The sequence below is a fragment of the Mycobacterium sp. genome (assembly GCF_035697385.1).
GTDB lineage: Bacteria > Actinomycetota > Actinomycetes > Mycobacteriales > Mycobacteriaceae > Mycobacterium.
In genome coordinates this window covers 1-26360 of the sequence record NZ_DASSCY010000146.1, presented here as the reverse complement: position 1 = coordinate 26360, position 26360 = coordinate 1, and the positions used below count along the sequence as shown (strand labels likewise).

Annotated in this window: 31 protein-coding genes; 18 read left to right on the top strand and 13 right to left on the bottom strand. The window is 66.4% G+C overall.

Going from position 1 to position 26360, the window contains the following annotated elements:
• The first annotated feature begins 45 nt into the window (after positions 1-45).
• Positions 46-1662 (top strand): N-acetylmuramoyl-L-alanine amidase, encoded by a 1617-nt coding sequence (locus VFH65_RS12380; protein ID WP_353321825.1) that lies wholly within the window; start codon positions 46-48, stop codon positions 1660-1662.
• Between the two features lie 4 nt (positions 1663-1666).
• Here VFH65_RS12380 and VFH65_RS12375 read toward each other — a convergent pair whose 3' ends face one another.
• From VFH65_RS12375 to VFH65_RS12365, 3 genes are read right to left on the bottom strand one after another with little or no spacing between them, the layout of a single operon-like run.
• A complete protein-coding gene (locus VFH65_RS12375; protein ID WP_353321823.1) occupies positions 1667-2482 on the bottom strand; it encodes an HAD family hydrolase in 816 nt (271 codons plus the stop codon).
• Positions 2479-3240, bottom strand: coding sequence for a lysophospholipid acyltransferase family protein (locus VFH65_RS12370; protein WP_353321821.1), 762 nt, complete (start codon positions 3238-3240; stop codon positions 2479-2481). The genes VFH65_RS12375 and VFH65_RS12370 overlap by 4 nt, the downstream gene beginning before the upstream one ends.
• Before the next feature lie 6 nt (positions 3241-3246).
• A complete protein-coding gene (locus tag VFH65_RS12365) occupies positions 3247-4032 on the bottom strand; it encodes a lysophospholipid acyltransferase family protein (protein WP_353321819.1) in 786 nt (261 codons plus the stop codon).
• Positions 4033-4072: 40 nt separating this feature from the next.
• Between VFH65_RS12365 and VFH65_RS12360 the strand changes: the two genes are divergently transcribed.
• From VFH65_RS12360 to VFH65_RS12345, 4 genes are read left to right on the top strand one after another with little or no spacing between them, the layout of a single operon-like run.
• Complete coding sequence (locus tag VFH65_RS12360; RefSeq protein WP_353321817.1) at positions 4073-4801, top strand: aminoglycoside 3'-phosphotransferase; 729 nt, start codon at positions 4073-4075, stop codon at positions 4799-4801.
• Complete coding sequence (locus VFH65_RS12355; RefSeq protein WP_353321815.1) at positions 4798-5511, top strand: AAA family ATPase; 714 nt, start codon at positions 4798-4800, stop codon at positions 5509-5511. Before VFH65_RS12360 ends, VFH65_RS12355 begins: the two co-directional genes overlap by 4 nt.
• 40 nt (positions 5512-5551) lie before the next feature.
• Positions 5552-7102, top strand: coding sequence for a Rieske 2Fe-2S domain-containing protein (locus VFH65_RS12350; protein WP_353321813.1), 1551 nt, complete (start codon positions 5552-5554; stop codon positions 7100-7102).
• On the top strand, positions 7099-7434 hold the full coding sequence (locus VFH65_RS12345; RefSeq protein ID WP_353321811.1) for a hypothetical protein: 336 nt from the start codon (positions 7099-7101) through the stop codon (positions 7432-7434). The genes VFH65_RS12350 and VFH65_RS12345 overlap by 4 nt, the downstream gene beginning before the upstream one ends.
• Positions 7435-7570: 136 nt before the next feature.
• On the opposite strand, the gene serS is transcribed toward VFH65_RS12345, so the two are convergent.
• Positions 7571-8830: a serine--tRNA ligase gene (gene serS, locus VFH65_RS12340; protein ID WP_353321809.1), complete on the bottom strand. Its 1260-nt coding sequence runs from the start codon at positions 8828-8830 to the stop codon at positions 7571-7573.
• 126 nt (positions 8831-8956) lie between these two features.
• Here serS and VFH65_RS12335 point away from each other — a divergent pair, with 126 nt between their 5' ends.
• The 3 genes from VFH65_RS12335 (at position 8957) to VFH65_RS12325 (ending at position 11104) form a co-directional block, all read left to right on the top strand.
• The gene (locus tag VFH65_RS12335) at positions 8957-10360 is read left to right on the top strand and encodes a septum formation family protein (RefSeq protein ID WP_353321807.1); all 1404 of its coding nucleotides are present in this window, start codon (positions 8957-8959) and stop codon (positions 10358-10360) included.
• A 4-nt stretch (positions 10361-10364) separates the two neighbouring features.
• On the top strand, positions 10365-10718 hold the full coding sequence (locus tag VFH65_RS12330) for a metallopeptidase family protein (protein ID WP_353321805.1): 354 nt from the start codon (positions 10365-10367) through the stop codon (positions 10716-10718).
• Positions 10719-10909: 191 nt separating this feature from the next.
• Positions 10910-11104 (top strand): hypothetical protein, encoded by a 195-nt coding sequence (locus VFH65_RS12325; protein WP_353321804.1) that lies wholly within the window; start codon positions 10910-10912, stop codon positions 11102-11104.
• On the opposite strand, the gene VFH65_RS12320 is transcribed toward VFH65_RS12325, so the two are convergent.
• Both VFH65_RS12320 and pheA read right to left on the bottom strand, forming a co-directional pair.
• Positions 11084-11770 (bottom strand): histidine phosphatase family protein, encoded by a 687-nt coding sequence (locus tag VFH65_RS12320; protein ID WP_353321802.1) that lies wholly within the window; start codon positions 11768-11770, stop codon positions 11084-11086. The genes VFH65_RS12325 and VFH65_RS12320 overlap by 21 nt on opposite strands.
• Positions 11767-12693, bottom strand: a complete 927-nt coding sequence (gene pheA / locus VFH65_RS12315; RefSeq protein WP_353321800.1) for a prephenate dehydratase — start codon at positions 12691-12693, stop codon at positions 11767-11769. The genes VFH65_RS12320 and pheA overlap by 4 nt, the downstream gene beginning before the upstream one ends.
• A 113-nt stretch (positions 12694-12806) precedes the next feature.
• Here pheA and VFH65_RS12310 point away from each other — a divergent pair, with 113 nt between their 5' ends.
• The 4 genes from VFH65_RS12310 (at position 12807) to VFH65_RS12295 (ending at position 16296) form a co-directional block, all read left to right on the top strand.
• Positions 12807-13595, top strand: coding sequence for a DUF2470 domain-containing protein (locus VFH65_RS12310; protein ID WP_353321798.1), 789 nt, complete (start codon positions 12807-12809; stop codon positions 13593-13595).
• Positions 13596-13622: 27 nt separating this feature from the next.
• The gene (locus tag VFH65_RS12305) at positions 13623-14390 is read left to right on the top strand and encodes a CPBP family intramembrane glutamic endopeptidase (protein ID WP_353321796.1); all 768 of its coding nucleotides are present in this window, start codon (positions 13623-13625) and stop codon (positions 14388-14390) included.
• A gap of 30 nt (positions 14391-14420) precedes the next feature.
• Complete coding sequence (locus tag VFH65_RS12300) at positions 14421-15623, top strand: LCP family protein (protein WP_353321794.1); 1203 nt, start codon at positions 14421-14423, stop codon at positions 15621-15623.
• Positions 15624-15750: 127 nt separating this feature from the next.
• Positions 15751-16296, top strand: a complete 546-nt coding sequence (locus VFH65_RS12295) for a ferritin (RefSeq protein ID WP_353321792.1) — start codon at positions 15751-15753, stop codon at positions 16294-16296.
• Here the strand turns inward: VFH65_RS12295 and VFH65_RS12290 are convergent.
• The 3 genes from VFH65_RS12290 to VFH65_RS12280 are packed head-to-tail and all read right to left on the bottom strand — an operon-like array spanning position 16293 to position 18498.
• Complete coding sequence (locus VFH65_RS12290) at positions 16293-17120, bottom strand: glycerophosphodiester phosphodiesterase (RefSeq protein WP_353321790.1); 828 nt, start codon at positions 17118-17120, stop codon at positions 16293-16295. The two genes, VFH65_RS12295 and VFH65_RS12290, sit on opposite strands and share 4 nt — an antisense overlap.
• A 5-nt stretch (positions 17121-17125) precedes the next feature.
• Positions 17126-18133 (bottom strand): DUF4328 domain-containing protein, encoded by a 1008-nt coding sequence (locus tag VFH65_RS12285; RefSeq protein ID WP_353321788.1) that lies wholly within the window; start codon positions 18131-18133, stop codon positions 17126-17128.
• Positions 18134-18156: 23 nt separating this feature from the next.
• A complete protein-coding gene (locus VFH65_RS12280; RefSeq protein ID WP_353321786.1) occupies positions 18157-18498 on the bottom strand; it encodes a rhodanese-like domain-containing protein in 342 nt (113 codons plus the stop codon).
• Positions 18499-18998: 500 nt separating this feature from the next.
• Here VFH65_RS12280 and VFH65_RS12275 point away from each other — a divergent pair, with 500 nt between their 5' ends.
• Positions 18999-19157 (top strand): hypothetical protein, encoded by a 159-nt coding sequence (locus VFH65_RS12275; protein ID WP_353321784.1) that lies wholly within the window; start codon positions 18999-19001, stop codon positions 19155-19157.
• Positions 19158-19222: 65 nt separating this feature from the next.
• Here VFH65_RS12275 and sodN read toward each other — a convergent pair whose 3' ends face one another.
• A complete protein-coding gene (sodN, locus tag VFH65_RS12270) occupies positions 19223-19645 on the bottom strand; it encodes a superoxide dismutase, Ni (RefSeq protein ID WP_353321782.1) in 423 nt (140 codons plus the stop codon).
• A gap of 85 nt (positions 19646-19730) precedes the next feature.
• Here sodN and VFH65_RS12265 point away from each other — a divergent pair, with 85 nt between their 5' ends.
• From VFH65_RS12265 to VFH65_RS12250, 4 genes are all read left to right on the top strand, one after another.
• Positions 19731-20000 carry a S26 family signal peptidase gene (locus VFH65_RS12265; RefSeq protein WP_353321866.1) on the top strand — a complete coding sequence of 90 codons (270 nt, stop codon included), beginning with the start codon at positions 19731-19733 and terminating at the stop codon, positions 19998-20000.
• Between the two features lie 136 nt (positions 20001-20136).
• On the top strand, positions 20137-20670 hold the full coding sequence (locus VFH65_RS12260) for a peptidase (RefSeq protein WP_353321780.1): 534 nt from the start codon (positions 20137-20139) through the stop codon (positions 20668-20670).
• A 257-nt stretch (positions 20671-20927) separates the two neighbouring features.
• Positions 20928-21635, top strand: a complete 708-nt coding sequence (locus tag VFH65_RS12255) for a TMEM165/GDT1 family protein (protein WP_353321778.1) — start codon at positions 20928-20930, stop codon at positions 21633-21635.
• A 436-nt stretch (positions 21636-22071) separates the two neighbouring features.
• Positions 22072-22470: a transcriptional regulator gene (locus VFH65_RS12250; protein WP_353321776.1), complete on the top strand. Its 399-nt coding sequence runs from the start codon at positions 22072-22074 to the stop codon at positions 22468-22470.
• Between the two features lie 51 nt (positions 22471-22521).
• Here VFH65_RS12250 and VFH65_RS12245 read toward each other — a convergent pair whose 3' ends face one another.
• The 3 genes from VFH65_RS12245 to VFH65_RS12235 all read right to left on the bottom strand — a co-directional run bounded on the left by VFH65_RS12245 (position 22522) and on the right by VFH65_RS12235 (position 25377).
• Entirely contained in the window at positions 22522-23679 is a 1158-nt protein-coding gene (locus VFH65_RS12245; RefSeq protein ID WP_353321774.1) for a hypothetical protein, read from the bottom strand.
• The gene (locus VFH65_RS12240) at positions 23676-24167 is read right to left on the bottom strand and encodes an ImmA/IrrE family metallo-endopeptidase (protein ID WP_353321773.1); all 492 of its coding nucleotides are present in this window, start codon (positions 24165-24167) and stop codon (positions 23676-23678) included. The genes VFH65_RS12245 and VFH65_RS12240 overlap by 4 nt, the downstream gene beginning before the upstream one ends.
• 61 nt (positions 24168-24228) lie before the next feature.
• Positions 24229-25377, bottom strand: coding sequence for a hypothetical protein (locus tag VFH65_RS12235; RefSeq protein ID WP_353321771.1), 1149 nt, complete (start codon positions 25375-25377; stop codon positions 24229-24231).
• A gap of 207 nt (positions 25378-25584) precedes the next feature.
• Between VFH65_RS12235 and VFH65_RS12230 the strand changes: the two genes are divergently transcribed.
• Positions 25585-26241, top strand: a complete 657-nt coding sequence (locus VFH65_RS12230) for a DUF6474 family protein (RefSeq protein ID WP_353321769.1) — start codon at positions 25585-25587, stop codon at positions 26239-26241.
• Positions 26242-26360: the final 119 nt, after the last annotated feature.

Here is a 26360-nt window from a genome sequence, read left to right as displayed (position 1 = left end):
GTGTCGAAACACTGGTAACAACTGACACATACGTAACATCAGTCCGTGCCGTGCCGTCGTCCTGCGCCGATGCTCCTTACCGCCATCGCGGCGACGGTTGTGATGCTCCCGTGGGCGATCAACGGGCTTCCTGGCGACGACGACGAGCCGCAGCCCCCCGCGGCGCCCCAACTGGCGCAACAGCCGCTGACCGGCCTCGGCGGCGGCGAGACGATCCGCGAGATCCACCAGGACACCCCCTTCTCGATGGTCGCGCTGACCGCGCAAGACCTCACCGGCACGTCGGCGCGGATCCGCGCCAAGAAGGCCGACGGCACCTGGGGCCCGTGGTACGAGGCCGAGACGATGGAAGGCGTCGGCCCTGAAACCGCGGGCCCGCGCGGCACCGAGCCGGTCTTCATCGGCCGCACCACCACCGTCCAGATCGCAGTAACCCGTCCGTCCGGCGCCGCGCCGACGGGGCAAGGGTCGACGGCCGAGCCTGCCAAGCCCGGACTGGGGTACGTGCCAGCCAACGTCGAGCAGCCGTTCGCGCAGAACATCAACGCCGTGCTGATCAGCCCGCCGCAGGCACCGATCGACAGCCTGCCGATGCCGAGCGCGGTCACCGCACCAGGGGTTGCGCCGCACATCATCAACCGCGCGCAGTGGGGCGCCGACGAATCGATGCGTTGCGGAAATCCCCGGTACGACAGAGGGATTCGGGCCGGCATCGTGCACCACACCGCTGGGAGCAACGACTACGCCCCGCAGGATTCGGCCGGAATCGTCCGCTCGATATACGAGTACCACACCCGCACCCTTGGCTGGTGCGACGTCGCCTACAACGCGATGGTCGACAAGTACGGCCAGGTCTTCGAGGGCAGGGCAGGCGGCATGGACAGGCCGGTCGAGGGAGCGCACACCGGCGGGTTCAACCGCGACACCTGGGGTGTGGCGATGATGGGCAACTTCGACGTGGTCCCGCCGACACCAATTCAGTTGCGCACCACCGCCAGACTGCTGGGCTGGCGCCTCGGTATCGACCGCATCAATCCCCACGGCACGGTGGTGCTGGCCTCCGCGGGCGGCTCGTTCACCAAGTTTCCGTTCGGCGCAACCCCGACGCTGCCGACAATCTTCACTCACCGCGACGTCGGCAACACGGAGTGTCCGGGCAACGCGGCGTACGCGGCCATGGGTCAGATCCGGGACATCGCGGCGAGGTTCAACGATCCGCCAGGACCGGCGGATCTGGCGGAATCGTTGCGCGGCGGCGCGATTCATGCGCGGTGGGAGTCGATGGGCGGGGTGAACAGCCCGCTCGGCGCACCCAAGACACCGGAAGCCTCGGGTGAAGGACCGACGCGGTACGTCACCTTCGACAACGGCGCCATGTACTGGTCACCGCAGAGCGGGGCCGAGCCCGTCACCGGCGAGATCTACAAGGCGTGGGGGTCGCTGGGCTTCGAGCGCGGCGCGCTGGGCCTGCCGACCAGCGGCGAGATCCAGGAGCCGCTGTGGATAGTGCAGAACTTCCAGCACGGGACGCTGAACTTCGACCGCGAGAAGGGCACCGTGACCCGGGTCATCGACGGCGTCCCGCTGGAGCTGCCCAAGCCGCCGGTTGACGGCGCGCCGGTCCAACTCGAGCGGTTCACCCCGGCCATCAACCCGACCTAACGGGCTAGAGCCACCACCGTTCGAGGACTCGGGCCAGGCCGTCGTCGGTGTTGGGCGCGGTGACCTCGTCGGCGGCCGCCATCGCCTCCGGATGCGCGTTTCCCATCGCCACGCCGAGTCCCGCCCAGTGCAGCATCGGAATGTCGTTGGGCATATCGCCGAATGCCACCACGTCCTCGGCGGTGATGCCCGCGGGGCGGGCCAGCTCCTCGACACCGGTGGCCTTGCTGATGCCCAGCGGCACGATCTCGATCAGCCCGTTGTTGGTGGAATAGGTGATATCCCCTTGCAGCCCAACATGTTTGGCCAACACCGCGGCCATCTCGGAGCTTTGTGCGCCTGCCTTGCGAATCAGCAGCTTCACCGCGGGCGCGCTGAGAAGATCCTCGACCGACACTTCGGTGTTGTCGGGGTTGAGCCAGGCATGCTCGTATCCCGGTGAGCTGACGAACTGCGGTGTTGCGGCGTCGTGGGCGCTGCGGCCGACGCGCTCGACGGCCAGGCCAGCGCCGGGAATCACGCGGGTGGCGATCTCGGCGAGCTCCCCGAGTGCGTCGGCCGACAAAGTGCGGGCCGACACAATCCGATCGGCCGACGGGTCATAGATCACGGCGCCGTTGGCGCACACCGCCATTGGCGCAAAACCCAACGCGTCGACCACCGGGTGTATCCAGCGCGGCGGGCGACCGGTGGCGAGGACGAACACCACGCCGGCGTCAACGGCGGCATTGACCGCTGCACGGGTGCGCGCAGTGACCTTCTCGTCGTCGTCGAGCAGCGTGCCGTCCACATCGGAGGCAATCAGTGTTGGCAAGCTCACCGGCGACTCTTCGCGTCACGCTCGGCCCGCTTGCGAGCGCGCTCGGCCAGCTCCGCCGCCTCCAGTACCTTCGCCTCGTCCATCGTCGGCGCGGAACCACCGAGCCGGCGCGGCACCCAGTAGGCACCTTCCGGATGCGGGTAATCCTGCTGGACTTGTCGCAACAGTGTGTTCATCGCTTCGCGCATCGCGGCGCTTGTCCCATCGATCGAATCGGTTGCATACACCGGCGCGCCAACCGCGACGGTGATCGGAATCTTCTTGCGCCCCATGTTTCTTGGATGATCCTTGGTCCACATCCGCTGCGCACCCCAGACGATCAGCGGCATGATCGGCACCTGCGCCTCGCGAGCCATGCGAGCGGCGCCCGTCTTGAACTCCTTCAGTTCGAAGCTGCGGCTGATCGTGGCTTCGGGATACACGCCGACGATCTCGCCTGCCCTGAGTCGCTGCACCGCAACCGCGTAGGCACCGGCACCGGCGTCACGGTCCACAGGAATGGTCCCGGAATGCTTGATCAAGAAGTTCACGACCTTCACGTCCTGCATTTCGGTCTTGATCATGAACCGCAGCCGGCGGTGCCGCTGATAGGCCGCGAGCGCCGCAAACGCCCAGTCGACATAACTCGTGTGGTTGATCGCGATCACGGCGCCGCCGCGTTCTGGGATGTGCTCGAGGCCGTGATAGGTGATCCGGGTCCCGATGGCCCTGGTCGCCAGACTGACTGCGATCTCTAGCGTGCGGAAGACCGGCTCCATGCGGCGCTACCCCGGCGCTCCGGCGGGTCCGGCCTGCTCGTCCCTTGCAGCTTTCGCTCGGGCTTTCTCGGCGGCCTCGTCGGCGTCCATCTGGTTCGCGTCGGCCAGCGACGGCGCTCCCCCACCAAGCCGGTGCGGCACCCAGTACTCGCCGGGCGGATGCGGACCGTAGGCGTCCTGCACCTGCTCCAACAGGTGCTGCATCCGCGAATGCAGCAGCGCGGTCAGCTCCGTCGCGGGCAGGGTCGGGGCGATCGGCTCACCGACAGCCACCGAGATCGGTACCTTCGGGCGCCACATGTTCTTGGGGTGCCCCTTCGTCCAGATCCGCTGTGCGCCCCAGATGATGTGCGGCACGATCGGCACATCGGCGGCGATCGCCATGCGCGCCGCCCCCGACTTGAACGCCTTGATCTCGAAGCTGCGGCTGATGGTGGCCTCCGGGTAGACACCGACCAGCTCGCCGTCCTTGAGCGCCCGGCACGCCTCGTCGTAGGAGGCCGCACCGCTGTCACGGTCCACCTCGATATGACGCAGGCTGCGCATGATCGGCCCGGTGATCTTGTGGTCGAAAACCTCTTTCTTCGCCATGAACCGCACCTTGCGGCCGAGATGCTGCTTGTAGGCGGGCAGACCCGCGAAGGTGAAGTCGAAGTAGCTGGTGTGGTTGATGGCGATGACGGCGCCGCCGGTGCGGGGCAGGTTCTCGACGCCGGTGACGGTGAACTTCAGCCCCTGCGCGCGCCACACCAGGCGGGCGAGCTGGATGACTGTCCCGTAAACCGGTTCCACAGTGCACCAGCCTAGTGCCCGTGTCCTGGACACTGAACCGGTGAGCTTTCCTATCGAACCGGGGCCGATGCCCGCCGTCGTGACGCGGATTGCTGCGGGGCGGCCGGTGTACGCGGCGTGGGCCAACGACATCGGGGGGTTGACCTTTCAGGCCGGCGACGGCGACGGCCGGGAGTTCGTGAAGGTCGCACCGCCACATCCGGAGGTCGACCTGTACCGGGAGGCAGCGAAACTGCGTTGGGCCGCAACCTATTTGACGGTGCCAGTAGTACTGGATGTCGGAAGAGACGGCGCCCTGGCATGGCTGCACACAGCCGGTCTACCCGGGCGCTCGGCGGTCGATCCGCGCTGGATTGCCGAACCCCTGACGGCGGTGCGAGCGATCGCCATGGGCCTGCGCGAGATGCATGACCGGCTGCCGGTCGATTCGTGCCCCTACAGCTGGTCGGTACCCAGCCGGCTCGCCGCCCTGCCCGAATCCGCCCGGCGTGGACTGTGCGAACCACCTCCGGTCGACAAGCTGGTGGTCTGCCACGGCGACGCCTGTGCGCCGAACACCCTGATCACCGACGACGGCCAGTGGTGCGGTCACGTCGACTTCGGCGACCTCGGCATCGCCGATCGTTGGGCCGACCTCGCGGTGGCCGAATGGTCGCTGGGCTACAACTACGAAGGCGACTGGCGTGCCGAGTTCTTCGACGCCTACGGTGTCGCCGCCGACGAGGACCGGCTCGACTATTACCTGCGCCTCTGGAAGGCTGGCGAATGATCCTCAGGCAGATCACGCTTGACGGCGAAAAGGCCGCGGATGCTTGGTATTTCGGTGTTCCTGTCGTCGCGCAGCTTGCCGACGAACCGCTGCGGATCGACGCCCCGGTGACCGTCCTCGTCGGCGAGAACGGCTCGGGCAAGTCCACCCTGCTCGAGGCCGTCGCCACCACGTGGGCCGCGCGGCTGAAAGGAGCGGTCAAGCACTGGGCCCCGCGGGCCGGCGACGAGGACAGCGACCTGCATTGGGCGCTGCGGCTCGACGGTGAATACCCGCCCCCTGCCGGCGGCTGCTTCCTGCGGGCCGAGGCCATGCATCAGCTGTTCACCGACGTCGACCGCGGCACCCCGCATCAGGTCTTCGGCGGCGCGCTCAACGAACGGTCGCACGGAGAATCATTCCTGGCGTTCCTGAGCTCCCGCGACACCGAGCGCGGGCTGTTCATCCTCGACGAGCCCGAGGCCGCGTTGTCGTTCAACTCGTGCCTGCAGCTGATGGTGCTGATGGACTCACTGGTCGCCGACGGATCGCAGTTCCTGCTGGCCACTCATTCACCGCTGCTCGCCGCCTACCCGGGTGCGACGATTCTCGAACTCGGCGACCACGGCCGCCACGTCGCTGGGTGGGACGACCTGGAAATGGTCTCTCACTGGCGCCGATTTCTCACCGCCCCGGACGCGTATCTGCGGCATCTATTCGCGTCCAGTTAGGCTTGGCCCGCAGAACAAGCAATAACAAGAAAGGTCGTTAGTGCAGGTCACCAGCGTCGGACATGCGGGTTTCCGGATCGATACCAAGGCCGGAAGCATCTTGTGCGACCCCTGGGTCAACCCCGCGTACTTCGCATCGTGGTTCCCGTTCCCCGATAACAGCGCATTGGACTGGGACACGCTCGGGGACTGCGACTACCTGTACGTATCGCATCTGCACCGCGATCACTTCGACCCGAAGAACCTGCGCGAGCACGTCAACAAGGACGCGGTCGTGCTGCTACCCGACTTCCCCGTGCCCGACCTGCAGCGCGAACTGGAGAAGCTGGGCTTTCACCGGTTCTTCGAGACCACCGACTCGGTCAAGCACAGCGTCAGCGGCCCCAAGGGCGATCTCGACGTGATGATCATCGCGCTGCGCGCTCCGGCCGACGGTCCGATCGGAGACTCCGGCCTGGTGGTCGACGACGGCGAGACGGTCTGTTTCAACATGAACGACGCGCGTCCGGTCGACCTCGACGTGCTGCATGCCGACTTCGGCCAGGTCGACGTCCACATGCTGCAGTACTCCGGCGCGATCTGGTACCCGATGGTCTACGACATGCCCGCCAGGGCCAAGGAGGCCTTCGGCACGCAGAAACGCCAGCGCCAGATGGACCGCTGTCGCCAGTACATCGCGCAGGTCGGCGCCACCTGGGTGATCCCGTCCGCGGGCCCGCCGTGTTTCCTCGATTCCGAGTTGCGCGACCTCAACGACGACCACGGCGACCCGGCCAACATCTTCCCCGACCAGGTCGTCTTCCTCGACCAGATGCGCGCGCACGGGCACGATCGCGGCTTGCTGATGATGCCAGGATCGGCGGGGGATTTCACTGGCTCACAACTGAATTCGCTGACGCACCCATTGCCCGATGACGAGGTGCAGGCCATCTTCACCACGGGCAAGGCGGCCTACATCGCCGACTATGCCGAGCGGATGGCACCGGTGCTGGCCGCCGAGAAGGCCAGCTGGGCACCTGCGGCAGGCGAGTCGCTGCTCGAGCCGCTGCGAACGGCGTTCGAGCCAATCATGATCCAGAGCGACCAGATCTGCGACGGCATCGGATATCCGGTCGAGCTGCGGCTGGGGCCGGAAACGATAGTTCTCGACTTCCCGAAACGTGCTGTGCGCGAACCCATTCCGGACGAGAAGTTCCGCTACGGCTTTGAGATCGCCCCGGAGCTGGTGCGGACGGTGCTACGCGACGATGAGCCGGACTGGGTGAACACCATCTTCTTGTCGACGCGATTCAAGGCGTGGCGGGTCGGCGGCTACAACGAGTACCTGTACACCTTCTTCAAGTGCCTGACCGACGAGCGGATCGCCTACGCCGACGGCTGGTTCGCCGAGGCGCACGACGACACCGCGTCAATCCAGTTGGACGGCTGGGAGATTCAGCGCCGCTGCCCGCACTTGAAGGCCGACCTTTCGAAGTTCGGCGTGGTGGAGGGCACCACCCTGACCTGCAATCTGCACGGCTGGCAGTGGAACCTGCAGACGGGCCGCTGCCTGACGACCAAGGGCCACGAGCTGCGGTGCGCGCCACTATGACCGCGCCGCGCCAGTACTACGACGACGGTATGGTGCAACTCGACCGCGAGGCAATCACGTTGCGGCGCTATCACTTTCCGTCTGGCACGTCGAAGGTGATCCCGCTACGCAATGTGCGCGGCTACAAGGCCGAGCCGCTGGGCCTGTTCACTCATCGGTTCCGCATCTGGGGTAGTTCGGATCTGCGACGGTGGCTGCCGCTGGACATGTGGCGCCCGATCAAGTCGACTCTGGTCACTCTGGATGTAGTCGATACGCGGCCCAAGCCTGCCTTCACCCCGCAGCGGCCGAAGGAGTTCCTGGCGATGCTGGACGAACTGCTGGCCAAGTAAGCCGAGCAGACGGCCTGTGCGGAGTCATGGCATCGCGAGAGTAGGGAATATGACGGAATTCGCGCCAGATCCATCATATTCCGCACTCTCGGCGCAGTTTTCATCCTCCATCGTCGCGCAGAAGTGATGCCGTCCGCTACGCCTTGGGCTCCAGCACTTCGGTTCCGACGAAGGGCACCAACGCTTCCGGGACGCGCACGCTGCCGTCGGGCTGCTGGTGGTTCTCCAGGATCGCGACCAGCCAGCGGGTGGTCGCCAGCGTCCCGTTGAGTGTGGCCGCGGTCTGCGGCTTGCCGTTTTCGTCGCGGTAGCGCACCGACAGCCTGCGGGCCTGAAACGTCGTGCAATTCGACGTCGAGGTCAGCTCACGGTAAGTCTGCTGCGTGGGGACCCACGCCTCACAGTCGAACTTGCGTGCCGCCGAAGAGCCCAAATCTCCTGCGGCAACGTCGATTACGCGATACGGCACGTTGATGTGCGCCAGCATCTCGCGCTGCCAGCCAAGCAGCCTCTCGTGTTCGGCTTCGGCCTCGTCTGGCTTGCAGTAGACGAAGCCCTCGACCTTGTCGAACTGATGCACCCGGATGATGCCGCGGGTGTCCTTGCCGTAGCTGCCCGCTTCACGGCGAAAGCACGACGACCAGCCTGCGTAGCGACGCGGACCGTCGGACAGATCGAGGATTTCGTCGGCGTGATATCCGGCCAGCGGCACTTCGGACGTGCCGACCAGATAGAGGTCGTCGCCCTCGATCCGGTACACCTCTTCGGCGTGCGCGCCGAGGAACCCGGTGCCCGCCATCACTTCGGGCCGTACCAGGACGGGCGGGATGACCAGCGTGAATCCGTTCTGGGTGGCCACGCGCACGGCGAGCTGCATCAGCCCCAGTTGCATCAGCGCACCCGCGCCGGTGAGGAAGTAGAACCGCGACCCCGACACCTTGGCGCCGCGCTCCATGTCGATCAGCCCCAGCGACTCCCCCAGTTCGAGGTGATCCTTGGGATTGTCGATGGCGTGGGGTTCGCCGACGGTGTCGAGCACCGTGAAGTCGGCCTCGCCGCCGGCGGGTACGCCGTCGATGACAACGTTGGAGATCGCCATATGCGCTGCCGATAAAGCCTTTTCGGCTTCGGCCTGCTCGGCTTCGGCGGCCTTGACCTTCTCGGCGAGTTCCTTGGCCTGCTGCAGAAGCGCGGGCCGTTCGTCCGGCGTCGCAGACCCGACCCGCTTGCTGGCGGCCTTCTGCTCGGCGCGCAGGTTGTCGGCCGCCGAGATCGCGGCCCGCCGCGACGCGTCGGCTTGCAGCAGCGCGTCGACAAGATCGGGATCCTCTCCGCGGGCACGTTGCGAAGCGCGCACCACATCCGGGTTTTCGCGCAAAAGCTTGAGGTCGATCACGGCCGCAACCCTACTGGGACGACCGCGGTCCACGTCGCGGTGGAGGCTTAGCAGAGGGGCCCTCAGGCACAACCCCATAACATTACAAACGCATCACTTGTCACAGCACCCGACACGCCTGTCACAATGGAGCGGATGTTGGACGCACCCGAGCGCGAGGAGATGCTCGCCGAGGAGGTCGAACAGCCGTCTGAGCGGGTGGCGTGGTGGCAGAGTTTGCAGGCCGCGTCGACGCGCCGCGCGCTGCTGTTGACCGCACTCGGCGGCCTGCTCATCGCCGGTCTGATCACCGCCCTGCCGCAAGGCGAGGGCGGTACCGGCCTGACCGCCAGTTCGATCGCCCTCGGGCCGCGCGGCAACGACACGTTCAACCACGCCAAGAGCGGCGACTGCCTGAACTGGCCTGATCGCACGCCAGACGCCGCCGAGATCGTGGACTGCAAGGACGAGCACCGCTTCGAGGTTGCGGAGTCGGTGGACATGCGCACGTTCCCCGGCAGCGAGTACGGGCCGGACGCCGCGCCGCCGTCGGCCGCACGCATCCAGCAGATCAGCCAGGAGCAGTGCTCGGCCGCCGTCAAGAGCTACCTCGGCACCCGCTTCGATCCCACCAGCCGCTTCACCATCAGCATGCTGTGGTCCGGTGACAAGGCATGGCGCCAATCGGGCGAGCGCCGCATGCTGTGCGGCCTGCAGCTGCCGGGCGCCAACAACCAGCAGCTGCCGTTCAAGGGCAAGGTCGCCGACATCGACCAGTCCAAGGTCTGGCCCGCAGGAACGTGCCTGGGCATCGACCCGACGACCAATCAGCCGACCGACATCCCGGTCGACTGTGCGGCACCGCACGCGATGGAGGTCACCGGCGCGGTCAACCTCGCCGAGAAGTACCCCGACGCCCTGCCGCCCGAGCCGGAGCAGGACGCGTTCATCAAGGACGCCTGCACGAAGATGACGGACGCCTACCTGGCGCCCATTCAGCTGCGCAGCACCACGCTCACGCTGATCTACAGCACCATCTCGCTGCCCAGCTGGTCGGCGGGAAGCCGGCAGGTGTCGTGCAGCATCGGCGCAACGCTTGGCAACGGTGGCTGGTCGACACTGCTGAACCCGGCCAAGGGCCCGCTGTTGATCAACGGTCAACCGCCGATCGCACCGCCTGACATCCCAGAGGAGCGGCTGAACCTGCCGCCGATTCCGATGCCTGAGGAGCCTGTTGACTCTTCGTCGCAGGTGACCAGCACCCAGACGACCACCGACGAGAGCCAGCAGTCGCAGCACATGCCGCAGCAGTCGACGCAGACCTCGACTGCCCCCACCGAGGAAGTGCCCGCGCCGGGCAACACCTTCCTCGGCGGGCCGCCGCCGCCTCCGCCGCCACCACCGGGCGAGCCGCTGCCCCCACCACCGCCGCCAGGCGAACCGCTGCCGCCGCCTCCGCCCGGGCTGCCGCCGCCTCCTCCCCCCGAGGCCGCACCTCCGCCGCCGCCGCCCGGCGAGCCGGTGCCACCCCCGCTGCCGCCAGGGCCGTAGCCACGTGCCCGTGCGGATGACCCCGCAACGGTTTGACGAGCTGGTCTCTGACGCACTCGACCTGATCCCTGCGGAGCTCGCGGCGGCGATCGACAACGTCGTCGTCCTGGTGGAGGACCGCGATCCGGAGGAACCGGACCTGCTCGGGCTGTATCGCGGCATCGCCCTGACCGAGCGCGATTCGTGGTACGCGGCGGGGTCCCTGCCCGACACCATCACGATCTACCGAGGGGCACTGCTCGAGGCCTGCGACAGCGAAGACCAGGTGGTCGACGAGGTCGCGATCACGGTGATCCACGAGATAGCCCATCACTTCGGTATCGATGATGAGCGGCTGCACGAGTTGGGTTGGGGATGAGCGCTTGCGCGAAGACCAAAGGCTGGGGATGAGCGCACGCTCGCCGTTGAGCCTGTAGTTGCCGAGGCCTGCACTCGCAAAACGTCTCGACAACCACAGGCTCACGCCCATTGGCAGCTGCGACTTTTTCAGGTCGAAGTAGCTAGGCGCGGCAACCACGCGATGTCGGCGCCCAGTGCTATCAAAGGGCTATGAGCAGTGAATGCCGCGGCTGTCTGGCGGGGCTGGAGCACTGCCACGGCACCGTCATTCACCACGCTCTTTATCGGTCCGAATGCACCGAAGAGGGTTGCGTGACGCCCGAGGTGGTGCACGCGTTCAGCATCGACTGCGACGCGATCGCCTGCAGTTGCGCCGAACTCGTGTCAGCCCATCGGGTCGGCTGACTGCAACGCGTCCTGCACCGGATGAACCTCCGGCTCGGGATAGAACGGCGGCGTCAGGGTTCCCCATTGCACGCAGCTCCACCGGCCGTCGGTGATCGGGGTCAGCACCACCGCCTCGGCGTTCGGCAGGTGGTGGTCGAGGGCGAAACTGCCGTCGACGCCTGCCAGTGTCGCTGCGGCAAGCCGGATCGCCGCGCCGTGACTCACCATCACGATGTCGTCGGTCCACTCGTGGTCGTCGAGGTAGCGCATGCGTAGCTGCGTCACCACAGGTACGTAGCGATCGAGCACCTCGGCGGCGGTCTCACCGCCTGGCAGCGGCAGCTCGAAGTTGCCCTCGTGCCATCGCTGGTAGATCGTGTTGAACTCCTTGATCGCCTCGACGTCGTTCCGGTCCTCCAACTCGCCGACCTGTACTTCGTGAATGCCGTCGAATTCGTGGGTGTCCAGGGCGATTTCGTCGGCGATCTCCGCTGCGGTTTGCACCGCGCGCAGCGCCACCGAGTGGACGACCATGCCGATGGGGTGCGTCCAGTTGCGGGCGAACGTGCGGGCCTGCTGTCTGCCGAGGTCAGTCAGCGCCGCGCCAGGCGGCCGGGTGTCGAGGCGCCTTTCGACGTTGCCGTGCGATTGCCCGTGCCGGACCAGGACCAGACGCCCGCTCATGTCTTACCGTCCCGTAGTTGCGTCAGCCAGCGCGACGCCTCGTCCAGCCGCGGCGGTATGGCACCGGCAGCCGACCCCGTCGGCCATGAACCTAGATAGCGCACATCAGCACAACGACGATGCAGCGCCTTGAGTGCCTCGGCGACCGCTTCGTCGTCGATGTGCCCGACGCAGTCGAGGAAAAACAGATAGGTGCCCAACTCTTTTCGGGTGGGCCGCGATTCGATGCGGGTGAGGTCGATGTCGCGCATCGCCAGCTCGTTGAGCGCCGAAACGAGCGCGCCGGGGACGTTGTCGAGCCGAAGCACCACCGACGTGCGGTCGGCGCCGGTGCGATCCGGCGGCGGTGCTGGCGGCCCGGCCAGCACGAAGCGCGTCCGCGCATTCGGCTCATCGACCACCTCGCTGGCCAGCGCCGTCAGACCGCAGCGTTCGGCTGCCAGCGCCGTGCTCACCCCCGCGTCGGCGCGCCCGCCTGCGACGTCGTGCGCCGCGGCCGCGTTCGAATTGGCGGGCACCACGTGCGCGTTGGGCAGATGCTCCGCGAGCCAGTTGCGTACTTGTGCGGCCGCGACAGGAAAGGCCGCCACCGTGCCGACGTCGGCCGCCGGGGTACCGCCGCGAACGACGATGGTGAACGATACGTCCAGCGTCAGTTCGGCGAAGATCTGCAGCGGTGTGCCGGTGGCCAGGCTGTCCATCGTGGGCAGCACCGAGCCCTCGATCGAGTTCTCGATCGGGACGCACGCGTAGTCGGCGTCCTGCGACCGAACCGCGGCGAGCGCGGCAGCGGCGCTGTCCACCGGCAGCGGTGTGATGGAGCTTGCGTCGTTGTTGCCGGGCACGAGTCCACCGGCCGAGATCTTCAGCAGGGCCGCCTCGGTGAAGGTCCCTTCGGGGCCGAGGTAGGCGATGCGAGTCACAGCCCAACCCTATCGGTTCACCTGGGTAATCCCGTTCCACTGCACGTAAGCCTTGCGGGAGTCCGACGCCACTAGTTAAGTTAGGCTCACCTTATCTCAAGGAGGGCGACTCGATGGCAGCAGCGGCACCGACAACGGCCGAGCGAATCCGCAGCGCGTGCGCACGGGCCGGCGGCGCGATGCTGGCCGTGGAGGGCTTCGAGCCCACCGCCACGCCGGTGCACCACCTCCTCGACGACGGCTCGTTCGCGATCACCGTCCCTGTCGACGGAGTTGTGGCCGGCATGGTGGTGAGCGCCGGTACCGCCGGAGTTCAGGCCGTCCTGGAGATGACCGACTACGCGCCGTTGCCCCTGCGTGAGCCGGTGCGCTCCCTGGTGTGGATCCGGGGGCGGCTGCACGCCGTTCCTGTCGGCGAGGTCAGCGGACTTTTGGACCTGATCGCTGCGGATGATCCGAATCCAGCTCTGCTGCAAGTGAATTCGGGTCCGTCGTGTGCAGAGGGCGATACCCGCTACGCATTGATGAGGCTGGAGATCGATTCGGTGGTGGTCGCCGACTCCACCGGAGCGGAGTCGATCGGAGTCGGCACGCTGCTTGGCGCGCAACCGGACCCGTTCTGCGCGATGGAGTCCTGCTGGCTGCAACACATGGAGTCGGCACACCGTGACGTCGTCGACAGGTTGGCCACTCGCCTGCCGAGCGGGCTGCGCCGCGGCCGGGTCCGGCCGCTGGGCCTGGATCGATACGGCGTCCAGCTTCGCGTGGAAACCGACGAAGGCGACCACGATGTCCGGCTGCCCTTCGCCAACCCTGTGGACGACGTGACGGGGCTGAGCCAAGCCATCCGCGTGCTGATGGGCTGCCCGTTCCTCAATGGGCTGCGCGCGCGCCGACTCTAGGGCGTCGCGCCCGCTACCGTATCTCCGGTGACCGGGCCGTCCGACGATCTGACCGATCCGCAGCGGCGCTGGCTGCGGATCGAGATCGTCGTCGTATTGGCGGTCACGTTCGGACTGTCCGCCTACACCGCGCTGCTGAACCTCATCGAGTCGGTGTTGCTCGGGCTCGCCGGGCAGATCGTGGCGCTCAACCCGCGCCGCTCGCAGTTCGACCTGATCGACCTCGGACTGAACCTCGCCAGCGTGTTCCACCTGCTGGCCTGGGGGTCGCTGGGCCTATACCTGTTGTGGCGCAGCGGCTTCGGGCCCCGCGATATCGGCCTTGGCCGGGCGCGAATGAATCCCGATGTGCTCGGCGGGCTGGGGCTTGCCGCGCTGATCGGGCTGCCCGGCCTTGCGCTGTATCAGCTTGCCCGCACGTTGGGCATCAACGCGTCGGTCGAACCCGCCGAGCTCTACGACACCTGGTGGCGCATACCGGTCTTGCTTCTCGTCGCGTTCGCCAACGGATGGGCAGAGGAAGTGATCGTCGTCGGGTTCCTCATCACCCGGCTGCGTCAACTGCGGTTCAGCCCTGTCGCGGCGGTGATCCTCTCGAGCGTGCTGCGCGGTCTGTACCACCTTTACCAAGGCTTCGGCGCGGGGCTTGGCAACCTGGTGATGGGCCTGGTGTTCGGCTACGCGTGGCTGCGCACCGGCCGGTTGTGGCCGCTGATCATCGCGCACGCGCTGATCGACGCGGTGGCGTTCGTCGGCTATGCGCTCGTCGCCGGCCACCTCGGCTGGCTGCAGTGATCGGGCCCGTTGGCACGTAGATTCGTTGAGATGAACGGCAACCGACCACCGGCGGGCTCCGACCCGCGGCCGCGTCGGGAACCATCGCAGGTGATCCGTCGCGATCCCAACTACCGGCCGCAGTGGCCGCCGAACCCGCCGACTCCGCCCGCTCCCCCGCGCAGACCGCCGCCACCTCCCCGGCCGCCGCAGCAGCGGCCGCCGCCACCGGCACCCCGGCCTGCCCCGCCAGTTCCTCGGCCTGCCCCACCGAAGGCGAAAAAGCCACGCCGCAAACGTCGTTGGGGCCGCATCCTGCTGGCGTGCCTGCTCCTCTTCGTCGTCGCGGTGGTGGCCACCGGCGTCTGGATGGATTCGTCGCTTGACCGCATCCCCGCGCTGGCCGACTACCCCGAGCGCCCCGCCGCGAGTGCCGGCACCACCTGGCTGCTGGTCGGCTCCGACAGCCGCCAGCACCTGACCCCCGATCAGCAGAGCGAGCTCGCCACCGGCGGCGACGTCGGCAACGGCCGCACCGACACCATCCTGCTGGTGCATATCCCCGGTCTCGGCTCGAGCGCACCGGCGACGATGGTGTCGATCCCGCGTGACTCGTACGTTCCGATACCGGGCTACGGCAGCGACAAGATCAACGCCGCATTCGCCGTCGGCGGCGCCCCGCTGCTCGCCCAGACCGTCGAACAAGCCACCGGTCTGCGGCTCGACCACTACGCCGAGATCGGGTTCGACGGCTTCGCCGTTCTCGTCGACGCCGTCGGTGGCGTGACGATGTGTCCGCCCGAACCGGTCAGCGATCCGCTCGCCGGCATCGACCTGCCCGCCGGATGCCAGAAGCTCGACGGCCGCAACGCACTCGGGTACGTCCGCACCCGCGCCACCCCGCGCGCCGATCTGGACCGAATGATCAACCAGCGCCAGTTCATGTCCGCACTGCTGCACCGGGCTGCCAGCCCTGCCGTTCTGCTCAACCCGCTGCGCTGGTATCCGATGGCCCACGCCGCATCCGGCGCGCTCACCGTCGATCAGGACGATCACATCTGGGATCTGGCGCGACTGGCGTGGACGTTGCGCGGGGATATCACCACCACGACGGTGCCGATCGGAGAGTTCACCGGCAGTGACTCGGGCTCGGTGGTGATGTGGGACAGCGACGCCGCCAGTCAGCTCTTCGATGCGCTGCGATCGGACACACCCATTCCGCAAGAGGTGCTCGACGCGGCGCAACCGCAATGATCCGCAGCAAACCCAATTGACGTAATGTAGCCGCCGTCACATTGTGTCGCCTTAGTTAGGATAAGCTGACCTGCGTTAGGTCCACCTTCGCTGACAGACCGGTCTGACCTGCTATATCCTCGCCGTCATGACCACAGCTGACGCGCTCGACACGAAATTTCATGGACTACTCCACGATCAAATTCGCAGCGAATTCGGCGCGTCCCAGCAATACCTTGCGATTGCCGTCTATTTCGACGGTGCGGACCTGCCGCAGCTGGCCAAGCACTTCTACGCCCAGGCGATCGAGGAACGCAACCACGCCATGATGCTGGTGCAGTATTTGCTCGACCGCGACATCGATGTCGAGATCCCGAGTGTCGACGCAGTGCGCAACGGATTCGAAACGCCCCGCGACGCGCTCGTGCTGGCGCTTGAGCAGGAACGCACGGTGACCGAGCAGATCAGCAGGCTGGCCGGCGTCGCGCGCGACGAGGGCGATTACCTCGGCGAGCAGTTCATGCAGTGGTTCCTCAAGGAACAGGTCGAAGAGGTCGCCCTGATGACCACCTTGGTGCGCATCGCCGAAAGGGCAGGCACCAACCTGTTCCATCTCGAGGACTTCGTCGCCCGTGAAATCGCAACGGCTGCAACGGATCCCGCCGCTCCCAAGGTTGCTGGCGGGGCGCTCTAACCGTCGCGGCCCGCTCCGGTCAAACCGTTCTGCAACCAGCCCTTGGTGCGGCCGGGGTGGTTCGTCGCCACCCACGCCACGCCGACATCGCGGCAGTACCTGACGTCCTCGTAGTGGTCGACGGTCCAGCAGTACAACGCCCTGCCCTGGGCGGCGGCCCGGTCCACCAGCTCAGGATGCTCGCGTAGCGTCGCGATCGACGGCCCGACAGCGGTGGCGCCGACGGTGGTGGCGGCGCTTCCACCGAGATAGCGCGAGGTCTCGCCGAGTAGAACGGTGGGCAGCATCGGTGCGGCGCGCCGGATCCGCCACACCGCCGCCGCCGAGAACGACATCACCACCGCGCGCGACAGATCCGCCGAGGCCGGCGATGCGACGCCGTAGCGATGTAGCAGCGCCAGCACCTTGCTCTCCACCAGCGCGCCGTAGCGGACAGGGTGCTTGGTCTCGATGAAGATCTTGACCGGCCGGCTCCAATCCAGAACCAGCGCAACGAGCTCGTCGAGCGTCAGCAGCCCGGTGTCGCCGTTGGTACCGTCGGCGCGCCAACTCGGATGCCACGACCCGAAGTCCAGTTCCCGCAATTGCGCCAGCGTCATCTCGCTGACGAGGCCGCTGCCGTCAGAGGTCCGATCCACCCGCCGGTCGTGTACGCAGACGAGATGACCGTCCCGGGTCAGCCGCACATCGCATTCGACACCGTCGGCACCTTCGGACAGTGCCAGCTCGTATGCCGCGCGGGTGTGCTCCGGACGATCCGCCGATGCGCCTCGGTGCGCCACGACGAAAGGATGGCCGCCGAACGCGCCGTCGCCGGAATTCATAGTGGCTATGCTGCCGGGTTCTGGCCTTCAGACTCAACCGGAGCGGCCTGCCGTGTCTCCTCGGCAACCATTACCCAGCGCCTGGCGGCCCGCTCGACGGGTTGGCTCTCGAAGCCGCGGAACACCTTCGTGGCCAACAGCAGCGCCGCCAGTGCCAGCAGATAGGCGACGCACGTCGCGACGGTGTTGTCAGCGATGCCCTGGGCGTCGGTGGTGAAGCTGGTCGCGATCGAGAACACCGAAACCGCGGTGCTGGCGAACCAGACGAGCCACCACACCACGATCGGGCGGCGCAGCCAGCTCAGCCGGTCCTCGACACCGGCCAGCTCGATGACATAGACGGGCGCCCACACGAGATTGACCAGCGGCACCAGACAACCAGCGCGCAACGCCCACAGCGGCCTCGGGTCTTGGTGACCGCGATACGCGAATGCCGCGGCCCGCCGGGCGATGAGCCAGTTCGTCAGCACCACCAGACTGGCCACGACGGTGAACATCGCGATCACGCTGATCGCGATGCCCAGCCACGTCGCCGCACCCGCCACCCAGGGGTTCAACAGCGTGCTGCGGTTGACGATCAGCAACGCGTAGCGCACGACGTGGACAAGCGCCGCGATACCGAGCACCGCCATCGTCGCGATAAGGGTCGCGCGCACCATCGCAATCGAAGGACCCTGGCGCGGCACGGCCTGCTGCGGTTCGGCGGTGTCGAAACGGTCGTAAAGGCCCCAGCGCGGAATCACCGAATAGCGCGGCGTCGGGCCCAAGGGGCGGTTTTGTCGGCGAGGCGGCGGAGCCATGCCCGGCCGCACAGCGATCCAGCGATAGCCAGGTGGCAGTCGCACGCCCCTTGGCGGGGCGCCGAGAGGCGACGCGGAGGGCCGAGCACTCCACTCCGAACCCGGCGACGGACCGGATGGCTCCAGCAGGGTTCCGTTGCAACGCGGGCACCAAACCCGCTTGCGGTCGCGCACGTTCCACCGCGTCCCGCACGCAGAACACACCTGGATCATTCGACCAGCCTAGCGACGGATTCTCAGACGACGCCCACGCCGCCGTCGTCGGTGATGACGGAGCGGCCTGCGGCGGCCCACGCCTGCATTCCGCCGCTGACATTGACCGGGGAATAGCCGTTGCGGGCCAGATACTGCGCCACCCGCTCTGATCGCCCCCCGAGGTGACACACGACGAACAGCTGCGCGTCGGGATCGATCTCGCCGAGGCGCGCCGGAATCTGGCCCATCGGGATGTGCTGGGCGCCGGGTGCATGACCCCGCTGCCACTCGTCGTCCTCGCGCACATCGAGCAGCACCACGGATTTGTCGAACGCCGTGGGAACGTCTGCGATCTGCGCTTGCCCGACCTCGACCTGATCCATGCCATTCATGCTGACATCCCGTGGCGGCGATCACGAACCAACAGCGCAAGAACAACGGCGTTCCGGTGGTGCCGAGGTGGCGACAGCAATGACCGGCTATCCACAGTTTCCACAGGTTCATCCACAGGCCATGATCGGCCAAAACCCCGTTTGAGCGGGTCAAACTGTGTGGTCGCTGGAGATTACTGTGGATAACCTTGGGCCCGTTTAGGCCGCTGATCAACAGGTCTGACCGCTGCGAGCGAAATGAATTGCCACGCTAAGTTCTCGGTCGCCAGGCCCGGAGCCAACAGCTGGGCGTAATCCCAACGGGGGACGCCTGCCAGCGAACACGAACGACGCTTTGGCGCCGGCCTTGACGTGCTGACGGGGTGTCGCTGACGGCAACGCGGAGGCCGATTTTCGTGTGGCCACACCAGGGGCTATGATCAGCGTCACACGAGGCGTTTGTGATAGATCTCACTGGAGGAGTCACTGATAGTGCAGGTCAGGAGCGTTTGATGGCGTCACCTTCGATGGGACCAGGGTCGGCTCTGCCGCCGTCTGAGTGGCACTCCTCGGCCCACGCCTACACCCGCAGCCAGCTGATGGCCTGTCTTCGGGCCAGTGTGATCGCGCTGGTGCTGTTGGGGATTCTCGCGCTGATCGTTTTGTTCTGAATCGACACTAAAGAGCCGCCGGCATTTTGACCGGCGGCTCATTGCGTGGACGATGTCAGTTTTTCTCAGGCGGGCGGGTAGACCCCCATGCCCTTGGCCTTCTCGGTCTGCCAGAAGATGTCGGCGATCTCGTCGATGGTCTTGAGCAGCTTCTCCGCGACGGCGACATCGGTTGATTTCTTGACGTCTCCTGCGCCATGAACCCCATCCCAGAACAGCTGGTGCAGGTTGGGGAACTGCTCGAAGTGCTCCTTGGTGAAGAAGTCAGCCCACAGCACCATCAGGTGATGCTTGACCTCTTCGGCGCGCTGCTCCTTGATGATGATTGCGCGAGTGCGGAAGTGGTCATCGTCGGAGTCGTGGAACTTCTGGAGCGTCTTCAGGCACGAGAGAGCCTCGATCTTGGCCTGCGCGGGGTCGTAGACGCCGCAGTACAGGTCGCAGTGGGCATGGGCGGGGGTGGCATTGGCGAAAAGTCGATGCAGCATGGTCCTAACCTACCCTCAGGGGATGGGCCGCAACCATCCCCAGTGGCGTTGGCCGCTGCGCCGATTCGCGGTTGTCGAGGACTCGATGCGGCCCGCGCTGCGCCCGGGTGACGGGCTTCTTGCGTTGCGCGGTGGCGGTCCTCGGCGTGGCCAATTGCGGGTGTTCCAAGACCCGATGCTGGCCTCGCGCTGGCTCGTCAAGCGCGTCGGCAACGTTCGCGGGTCGGGTCGCAACGCAACATTCGAGGCCTGCTCCGACAACCCGTACGCACCGGGTGTGGTCGACTCGCGGCGGTTCGGTTGGGTGCCAGCCGCCGGCTCCTACCGAGTGGTGTGGACCGTTCGAAGGCGTTGACCAAGCACGTGTTTTGTTTAATTCGCGGTTAGCAGTCGTGTCCACTTGCGTGCCAGCCCTGACCTGCCGCATCCTGAGCGGATCGACCCACAGGCGTGTCGGGAACGTATCCGAACACCGATGGCGCGGAGGCGAGATGGAGATGGGATCCGGTCGGGCGATCGAGATCGCCCCGTTTCATTCGCGTGGGTCCCTCAAGGGATTCGTGGTCTCCGGCCGCTGGCCGGACTCCACCAAGGAATGGGCCCAGCTGTTGATGGTCGCCGTGCGGGTGGCGTCACTGCCCGGATTGCTTTCCACCACAACGATTTTCGGTGCTCGTGAAGAGCTGCCGGACGAGCCGGAGCCGGGAACGGTCGGGCTGGTGCTCGCCGAAGGCACTGTCGTCGGTGAATCGGCAGTGCCGCCAGGCTATTTCGCCGAGCATCAGCCGCCTGCGCTGCTGATGCTGCATCCTCCGTCGGAGACCATGCCGTCGCTGCCGGAGTGCAACGGCGCCGCATCGGGTTGCGTACTGCTGCCGGGGTTGCCGCATCTCGGCCTGGAACATCGCGCCGCGTGGGTAGAGGCAGAGGCCGACGGGACAGTCACGTCGATGGTGAGCCGGGTCGGCGTCGATCCCATCAGCCATCCCGATACCGCGATATTGGCGATGCTGCTTGCCGCATAAGGGTTTTCGAAGCATTTGATTCGTTGTCCTGAACGCTCGATTCGGGTTCCCGAAACCGGCTCGCGCGGTGGCGTGCCCGTCGTAATGCCGCTATCGTCGGTGTAGTCAGCGAAGGGGAGTAGCCCCCAATCGTCGGGTCGACATACTGGCGTAGAGCCCGGCCGGCGAACCGCAATAGCGGTGGGCGAGACCTTCGACCGAAGTCTGACGGGCCGTGAGCACCTGGCCCGTCGGCGACGCGTCGAAAGGTCGTCCCCATGCTCACCGCGGCACTCGTCAGTCTCTCTGTGGTGTTCGTCGCCGAACTCGGCGACAAGTCCCAGCTGATGACCATGACCTACGCGCTGCGTCATCGCTGGTGGGTGGTGCTGTCCGGCGTCGGTATCGCCTCGTTCATGGTGCACGGCCTTTCGGTGACCATCGGCCACTTCCTTGGTCTGACACTGCCCGAGCGGCCGATCGCATTCGTCGCCGCGATCGCCTTCCTGCTGTTCGCCGTCTGGACGTGGCGAGACGGGCGTCGCGACAACGACGACGAAGTGCAGTCGGTGGTCGCGCCGCGACACGTGCTGCTGGCGGTGATCTCGTCGTTCGTGTTGGCCGAACTCGGCGACAAGACGATGCTCGCCACCGTCACGTTGGCCAGCGATCACAACTGGGCCGGGGTATGGATAGGTGCCACCGCGGGCATGGTGCTGGCCGACGGCGTGGCCATCGCTGTCGGGGCGCTTCTGCACAAGCGGTTGCCGGAGCACTTCCTGCACGGCATGGCCAGTGTCCTGTTCCTGCTGTTCGGGCTGTGGTTGTTGTTCGACGGCGCGCTCGGTCTGCGCTGGGTTGCGTTGGCGGTCACCGGAGCGGTCGCAACCGTCGCGGTGGTGGCGGCGGTCGTCCGCCTCACCCGCAGGCCCACCCGGCATCCGCTCGCGTTGGAGCCGCTTGAATCGTCGACCGAGCCGCTGTGAGGTGGCCTGGCTACTGTCGGTCAAACGGCTGACGTGGCGGCGCCAGCCTGCACGCTAAGGTCCGCCACGTGGCGAAGAGCACACTTACGGGGGTCTGACCGGCCCAAAACCAAGCGTAGCTAGCAAACGTAGGATTCCGCTTTGCGGTTCATGATCAGCGTTGCCCGTGGTGAACATCGTGATTCGTGTGGCGATGGCTGTGAAACACCTGAGAAAACCACAGCAACGGAGCCGTTATTATTTGCTTAGCCGCACCATGTGATGGCACTGCGGTCACGGACAGAACCGGCCGAACCCGAAGTATCGGTCGAGACAAACGAAAAGGCGGGTTAACTTTTCTGCGGTTTGCACTTGGTTGTTGGCACAACTCTCGCTACGATGATCAGCAAATACGCCGCCTATAAGCCGCTCGCCTACGCATGTGGAGGTCAAATCGATGAGCAAGACGTTCGCCGCCCGCCTAAACCGCCTGTTCGACACGGTTTACCCGCCCGGTCGCGGCCCGCACACGTCGGCTGAAGTGATCGCCGCGCTGAAGGCGGAAGGTGTCACGATGTCGGCGCCGTACCTGTCTCAGCTCCGTTCAGGCAACCGCACCAACCCCTCCGCAGCGACGATGACCGCCCTTGCCAACTTCTTCCGTATCAAGCCGGCCTACTTCACCGACGACGAGTACTACGAGAAGTTGGACAAGGAATTGACCTGGCTCGCGAATATGCGCGACGAGGGCGTGCGTCGTATTGCGGCGCGCACCGTCGGGCTGTCTGTGGAGGCTCAGCAGGACATCGCTCAGAAGGTTGACGAGCTTCGTCGCCGGGAGCACCTGGACGATTAGCCCGCCGCTCGCCGCAACGCGGCGTCCGGCGAAGCTTTCGGGCTGACGGCTTTAGTCCGTTTCACCACCGCTGCGTGTCAGCTGGCGGTATTGTTGCGCGATTTCGAGGATCCATTCGCGGTCCGAATAGGTCGTCGGTTGGCGCAGCCAGCCAAGTCCGGGGAACGTCGCCTGTGTGTGCTTCGGAGCGCCGTCGCGGCCAGCGAAGATCCATTGTGCGATCTCTCGTGCCTGCGCTTGCGGGGATACTCCGGGCGTCTCGAGTTCGGGCCCGTCGTCCTCATCGTCGTCTCGGGTCGGTAGGGAGCCGGTGGCGTCGACCCGCCGTTTCCGCGCGGAGTCGGCAGCGGTGGCCTCGAGGAACAGCGCATCCGAGATCAGCGACATCCGTTCGGCCACTCGGAAGACCAGAGGACCGCGCGGGCGTACGCCGATGCCGACGTCCGGGTGGCGACGGCCGAGTTCGGTGAGCAGCGGCTGGATGGCGCGAAGTTCGCGGCGCGCGCCGAACCAATCCTCGACGCTGGGCAGCAGTGACCCCGCGGCCACGACGAGCATCGCGCAGCCGAGCAGAGTCGCCGCTACACCGACGCCCACCAACTCCGTCGCGCGCACCGCCCGCAGGAAGAAAGACGCCGACGCCAGCACGAGCAGCACGATGCCGATGGTGAAGACGAACAGGGCGCGGCCGCGCCTGCTGCGGTTGGAGTACCGCGCCCCTGCCCACGCCACCAAGGTCATTGCCAGTAGTACATAGAGCAGCGGAAGCAGCCATGGCAACGAATTGCCTTCGGAACTGAGGGTGTGCCGCAGATACGCGTCGGGCGACATCTCGGGTTGCTCGCCTGCGCTGAAGAACGTCGCCAGACTCACAAGCGCGATAACACCGGCAACGCTGTATTGGGCGATTGCAATTTTGCGGATGGTGGCCTGTTTACGTCCAGACGCGACGGTCGTGATCATCACGCAGCTGCCCGCCGCGCATGCGATCAAGGCCACCTGAGACAGGCCCATCGAAATGTTGTTCCAGCGCACGACCTCGTCGATCAAGAGCGTCAACGGCTGCCAGTTGAGCGCCGCCACCACCCCGAGACTGCCAAGCGCGAGGATCATCGCGGTGCTCACCAAGGACTGCTTGTTGACCAGAGCCCAGCCGATTCGCAGGCCAGTGGCCAATCCAAGCAGGCCGGCGATCACCCAGATGATCAACCAAATGCCTCTCCGAGTCGGACCTGGACTATCGAGGAGCGATCGGATGGCAGCCGGCCGAGGCGGTAGATGAGCAGGGCCGCGAAATCCTCGGCCTCCTGCTCGGCATCCTCACCGGCGGGACCCATGCAGCCGGTCCGTTGGTTGAGCATGTAACCGATCAGGTCGGAGCTGGCCACCTCGGTCTTTTCACGGGCCGCCTGGACCACGGGAATGCCCTCGTGTCCGAGCACCAGATGCCCGAGTTCGTGGGCCAGCGTGCGGTCCCAGGCGGGCAGGCCCTTCTGTATCAGGAACACGTCGCGGTCGGCGTACTGGCGCCACTGTCCGCAGACGCCGGGCGGCAGATCGGCCATTTTGAGCTCGATTGGGCGCTGGCGATCATCGCTGACGGCGTCGACGAGCCGGGGCAATGAAACCTCCCCGCGACGCGGAGCAAGATCCAGTACCGCACTGACGGCGCGGGTGACGCGGCGGCTGGCAGGCATAAAACCCCACTTTCGACGAGTCCACTATGCGCTGTCCGCCCCCTTGAGGGCGGGCAGTTTGTTAGTTCACGAACCTCGCAGTGCCGCCGGTGCGCACTGCATGGCCCGCCTTTGCTTGCCGATATCCAACCAAACCACCGGCACCTGTGAGTACAAGCATGCCTGCAACGCCGGGCACTGCCAAGGCCGCTACCTGCGGGATTCCGGCGGTCCGCAAATATTCGGCGTATCCGATCCGATAGGACGACGCCGGTACCGCGGCGTTGCTACCAACGTTGGCCGGAAGCGGTTCGCGACCTGCGGGCGGCTCGGCCACGCCCACGCGTGGCGCTGCGGGCAACGCCGGGTTCGCGGGTCCCGCAGGTGCGCCGCCTCCTGCTCCGAGAGCCGGGGCGACGATGACCGGCAGCGTGATCGGTGCCAGCGGAAGCTCACCGGCGGCGATCGCCAAGCCGGGTGGCGCGCTGACGACCGACGGTCCCGCTGGTTCGATTGGTGGCATCGCCTTGGGTGGCAGCTGCATCTGCGGCGGCTCGGGGCGACCCGATGGCGGCTCGAATCCTCCTCCGCCGCCACCCCCACCACCGCCGGGGCCGGGCAGACTGGGCGGGCTGGTGGTTGTGGTCGCAGTAGTAGTGGTCGCCGTTGTCTCGGTCGTCTCAGTAGTTGTCTCGGTGGTCTCGGTCGTCTCGGTGGTTGTCCGTGTGGTTGTCGTCCGACTGGTCGTGGTCTGGCTTGTCGTGGTCTGACTTGTCGTCGTCTGACTGGTCGTGGTTTTTGTGGTCTCGGTCGGGTCGGTGGTTTCGGTTTCCGTTCCGCCGCCGCAGCCTTGCGCGTTCCCGTTACTTCCCTCGTTGCCACAATTGCCGTTGCCCGGGTTCCCGCCGTTCTCGCCGCCGTTGCCGTTCTCGCCGCTGTTGCCAGGATCCTCGTCGCCGGGATCGTCGCCGTCGCCCGGACCTTCGTGGGGTTTGCTGTTATTGTCGTCGCCGTCAGAATCTTTCTTCGGCCCGTCACCGGAATCGCCACGCGGGCCAAGGGGCGGCGGGCCCATAACGGCGCCGCCCAGTACCTCAATGGTATGTGCGACACCGGGATTCTCCGGGGCAGGCGACGGCTCGGCAAAGGCCAGAGCGCCGCCAAGACCACACATGAACAGGCCAGAGGCCACGAAGCAGGCCGACGTGGCGACTTGCACCCGCGACCCCACCCGTCACCACCCCTTACGGCAATGCCCGCTGGCACTATTCATTGGTGCGCCGATTGTCGCACAAAGACTTTCGACGGTTTGCTGTAGATATCAACCTACTCGCCCGTGGGGCGCACCGGTACGCCAAGTGCGCAGGACGATAGTGTTGGGCTGCCATATCGCAGCCAACGACGTGCGTCGTCGACGAATCACCGGGAGGCAGTCGGGATGAGCCCGTTCATGCGACGCAAAACCCGTGCCACCCGCAAAGCCGAAGCCCGAGCCATCAAGGCCAAGGCGAAGCTCGAGGCAAAGCTTGCCGCGAAGAACGAGGCCCGACGCATCAAGGCCAGCCACAAAGCCGAAACCCGCGCGTTGAAGGCGCAACTGAGGGCGCAGCGCGACACCGACCGGGCCGCGCTGAAAGTTGCTGAGACACAATTGAAAGCGGCCCGCGAGGGTAAGCTCTTCTCCCCCACCCGGATTCGGCGGATGCTGACGGTGACCCGACTGCTCGCACCGGTCGTGGTCCCGCTCGTCTACCGCGCTTCGATCGCCGCGCGTGGCTTCGTCGAGGAACGGCGCGCGGATCGGCTCGGCGTTCCGCTTTCCCAGATCGGCCAGTTCTCCGGGCACGGCGCCCAGTTGTCGGCGCGCATCGCCGGTGCCGAGCAGTCTCTGCGACTGGTCGCCGAGAAGAAGCCGAAAGACTCCGAAACCAAGCAGTTCGTCGCCGCGATCACCGAGCGGCTGCGCGATCTGGCGGCGGCGGTGACCGCCGCCGAGAACATGCCCGTCGCGCGTCGCCGGGCGGCGCACGCGGCGATCGCCGAACAGCTCGACGGCATCGACGCCGATCTGATGGCGCGCCTCGGCCTGGTTTGATCTGTGTCCCGCGTCCTGCCCAATCCCGCTGCGCGGCTGCGTGGTACGGCGGCAGGACTGCTGACCGGCGCACTGGCCGTCGCAGCGCACGGGGTCGGTAGCGGCACAGCGCCGACGGG

Excerpts from the sequence above, each read along its gene's own strand:
- VFH65_RS12345 (WP_353321811.1), top strand. The coding sequence starts at position 7,099 with ATGACCGCGCCGCGCCAGTACTACGACGACGGTATGGTGCAACTCGAC.
- VFH65_RS12255 (WP_353321778.1), top strand. The coding sequence starts at position 20,928 with ATGCTCACCGCGGCACTCGTCAGTCTCTCTGTGGTGTTCGTCGCCGAA.
- VFH65_RS12370 (WP_353321821.1), bottom strand. The coding sequence starts at position 3,240 with ATGGAGCCGGTCTTCCGCACGCTAGAGATCGCAGTCAGTCTGGCGACC.
- VFH65_RS12285 (WP_353321788.1), bottom strand. The coding sequence starts at position 18,133 with ATGATCCAGGTGTGTTCTGCGTGCGGGACGCGGTGGAACGTGCGCGAC.
- sodN (WP_353321782.1), bottom strand. The coding sequence starts at position 19,645 with ATGCTGCATCGACTTTTCGCCAATGCCACCCCCGCCCATGCCCACTGC.
- VFH65_RS12320 (WP_353321802.1), bottom strand. The coding sequence starts at position 11,770 with ATGAGCGGGCGTCTGGTCCTGGTCCGGCACGGGCAATCGCACGGCAAC.
- VFH65_RS12355 (WP_353321815.1), top strand. The coding sequence starts at position 4,798 with ATGATCCTCAGGCAGATCACGCTTGACGGCGAAAAGGCCGCGGATGCT.
- VFH65_RS12260 (WP_353321780.1), top strand. The coding sequence starts at position 20,137 with ATGGAGATGGGATCCGGTCGGGCGATCGAGATCGCCCCGTTTCATTCG.
- VFH65_RS12240 (WP_353321773.1), bottom strand. The coding sequence starts at position 24,167 with ATGCCTGCCAGCCGCCGCGTCACCCGCGCCGTCAGTGCGGTACTGGAT.
- VFH65_RS12335 (WP_353321807.1), top strand. The coding sequence starts at position 8,957 with ATGGAGCGGATGTTGGACGCACCCGAGCGCGAGGAGATGCTCGCCGAG.
- VFH65_RS12295 (WP_353321792.1), top strand. The coding sequence starts at position 15,751 with ATGACCACAGCTGACGCGCTCGACACGAAATTTCATGGACTACTCCAC.
- VFH65_RS12300 (WP_353321794.1), top strand. The coding sequence starts at position 14,421 with ATGAACGGCAACCGACCACCGGCGGGCTCCGACCCGCGGCCGCGTCGG.
- VFH65_RS12310 (WP_353321798.1), top strand. The coding sequence starts at position 12,807 with ATGGCAGCAGCGGCACCGACAACGGCCGAGCGAATCCGCAGCGCGTGC.
- VFH65_RS12325 (WP_353321804.1), top strand. The coding sequence starts at position 10,910 with ATGAGCAGTGAATGCCGCGGCTGTCTGGCGGGGCTGGAGCACTGCCAC.
- VFH65_RS12290 (WP_353321790.1), bottom strand. The coding sequence starts at position 17,120 with ATGAATTCCGGCGACGGCGCGTTCGGCGGCCATCCTTTCGTCGTGGCG.
- VFH65_RS12275 (WP_353321784.1), top strand. The coding sequence starts at position 18,999 with ATGGCGTCACCTTCGATGGGACCAGGGTCGGCTCTGCCGCCGTCTGAG.
- VFH65_RS12265 (WP_353321866.1), top strand. The coding sequence starts at position 19,731 with ATGCGGCCCGCGCTGCGCCCGGGTGACGGGCTTCTTGCGTTGCGCGGT.
- VFH65_RS12280 (WP_353321786.1), bottom strand. The coding sequence starts at position 18,498 with ATGGATCAGGTCGAGGTCGGGCAAGCGCAGATCGCAGACGTTCCCACG.
- VFH65_RS12250 (WP_353321776.1), top strand. The coding sequence starts at position 22,072 with ATGAGCAAGACGTTCGCCGCCCGCCTAAACCGCCTGTTCGACACGGTT.
- VFH65_RS12230 (WP_353321769.1), top strand. The coding sequence starts at position 25,585 with ATGAGCCCGTTCATGCGACGCAAAACCCGTGCCACCCGCAAAGCCGAA.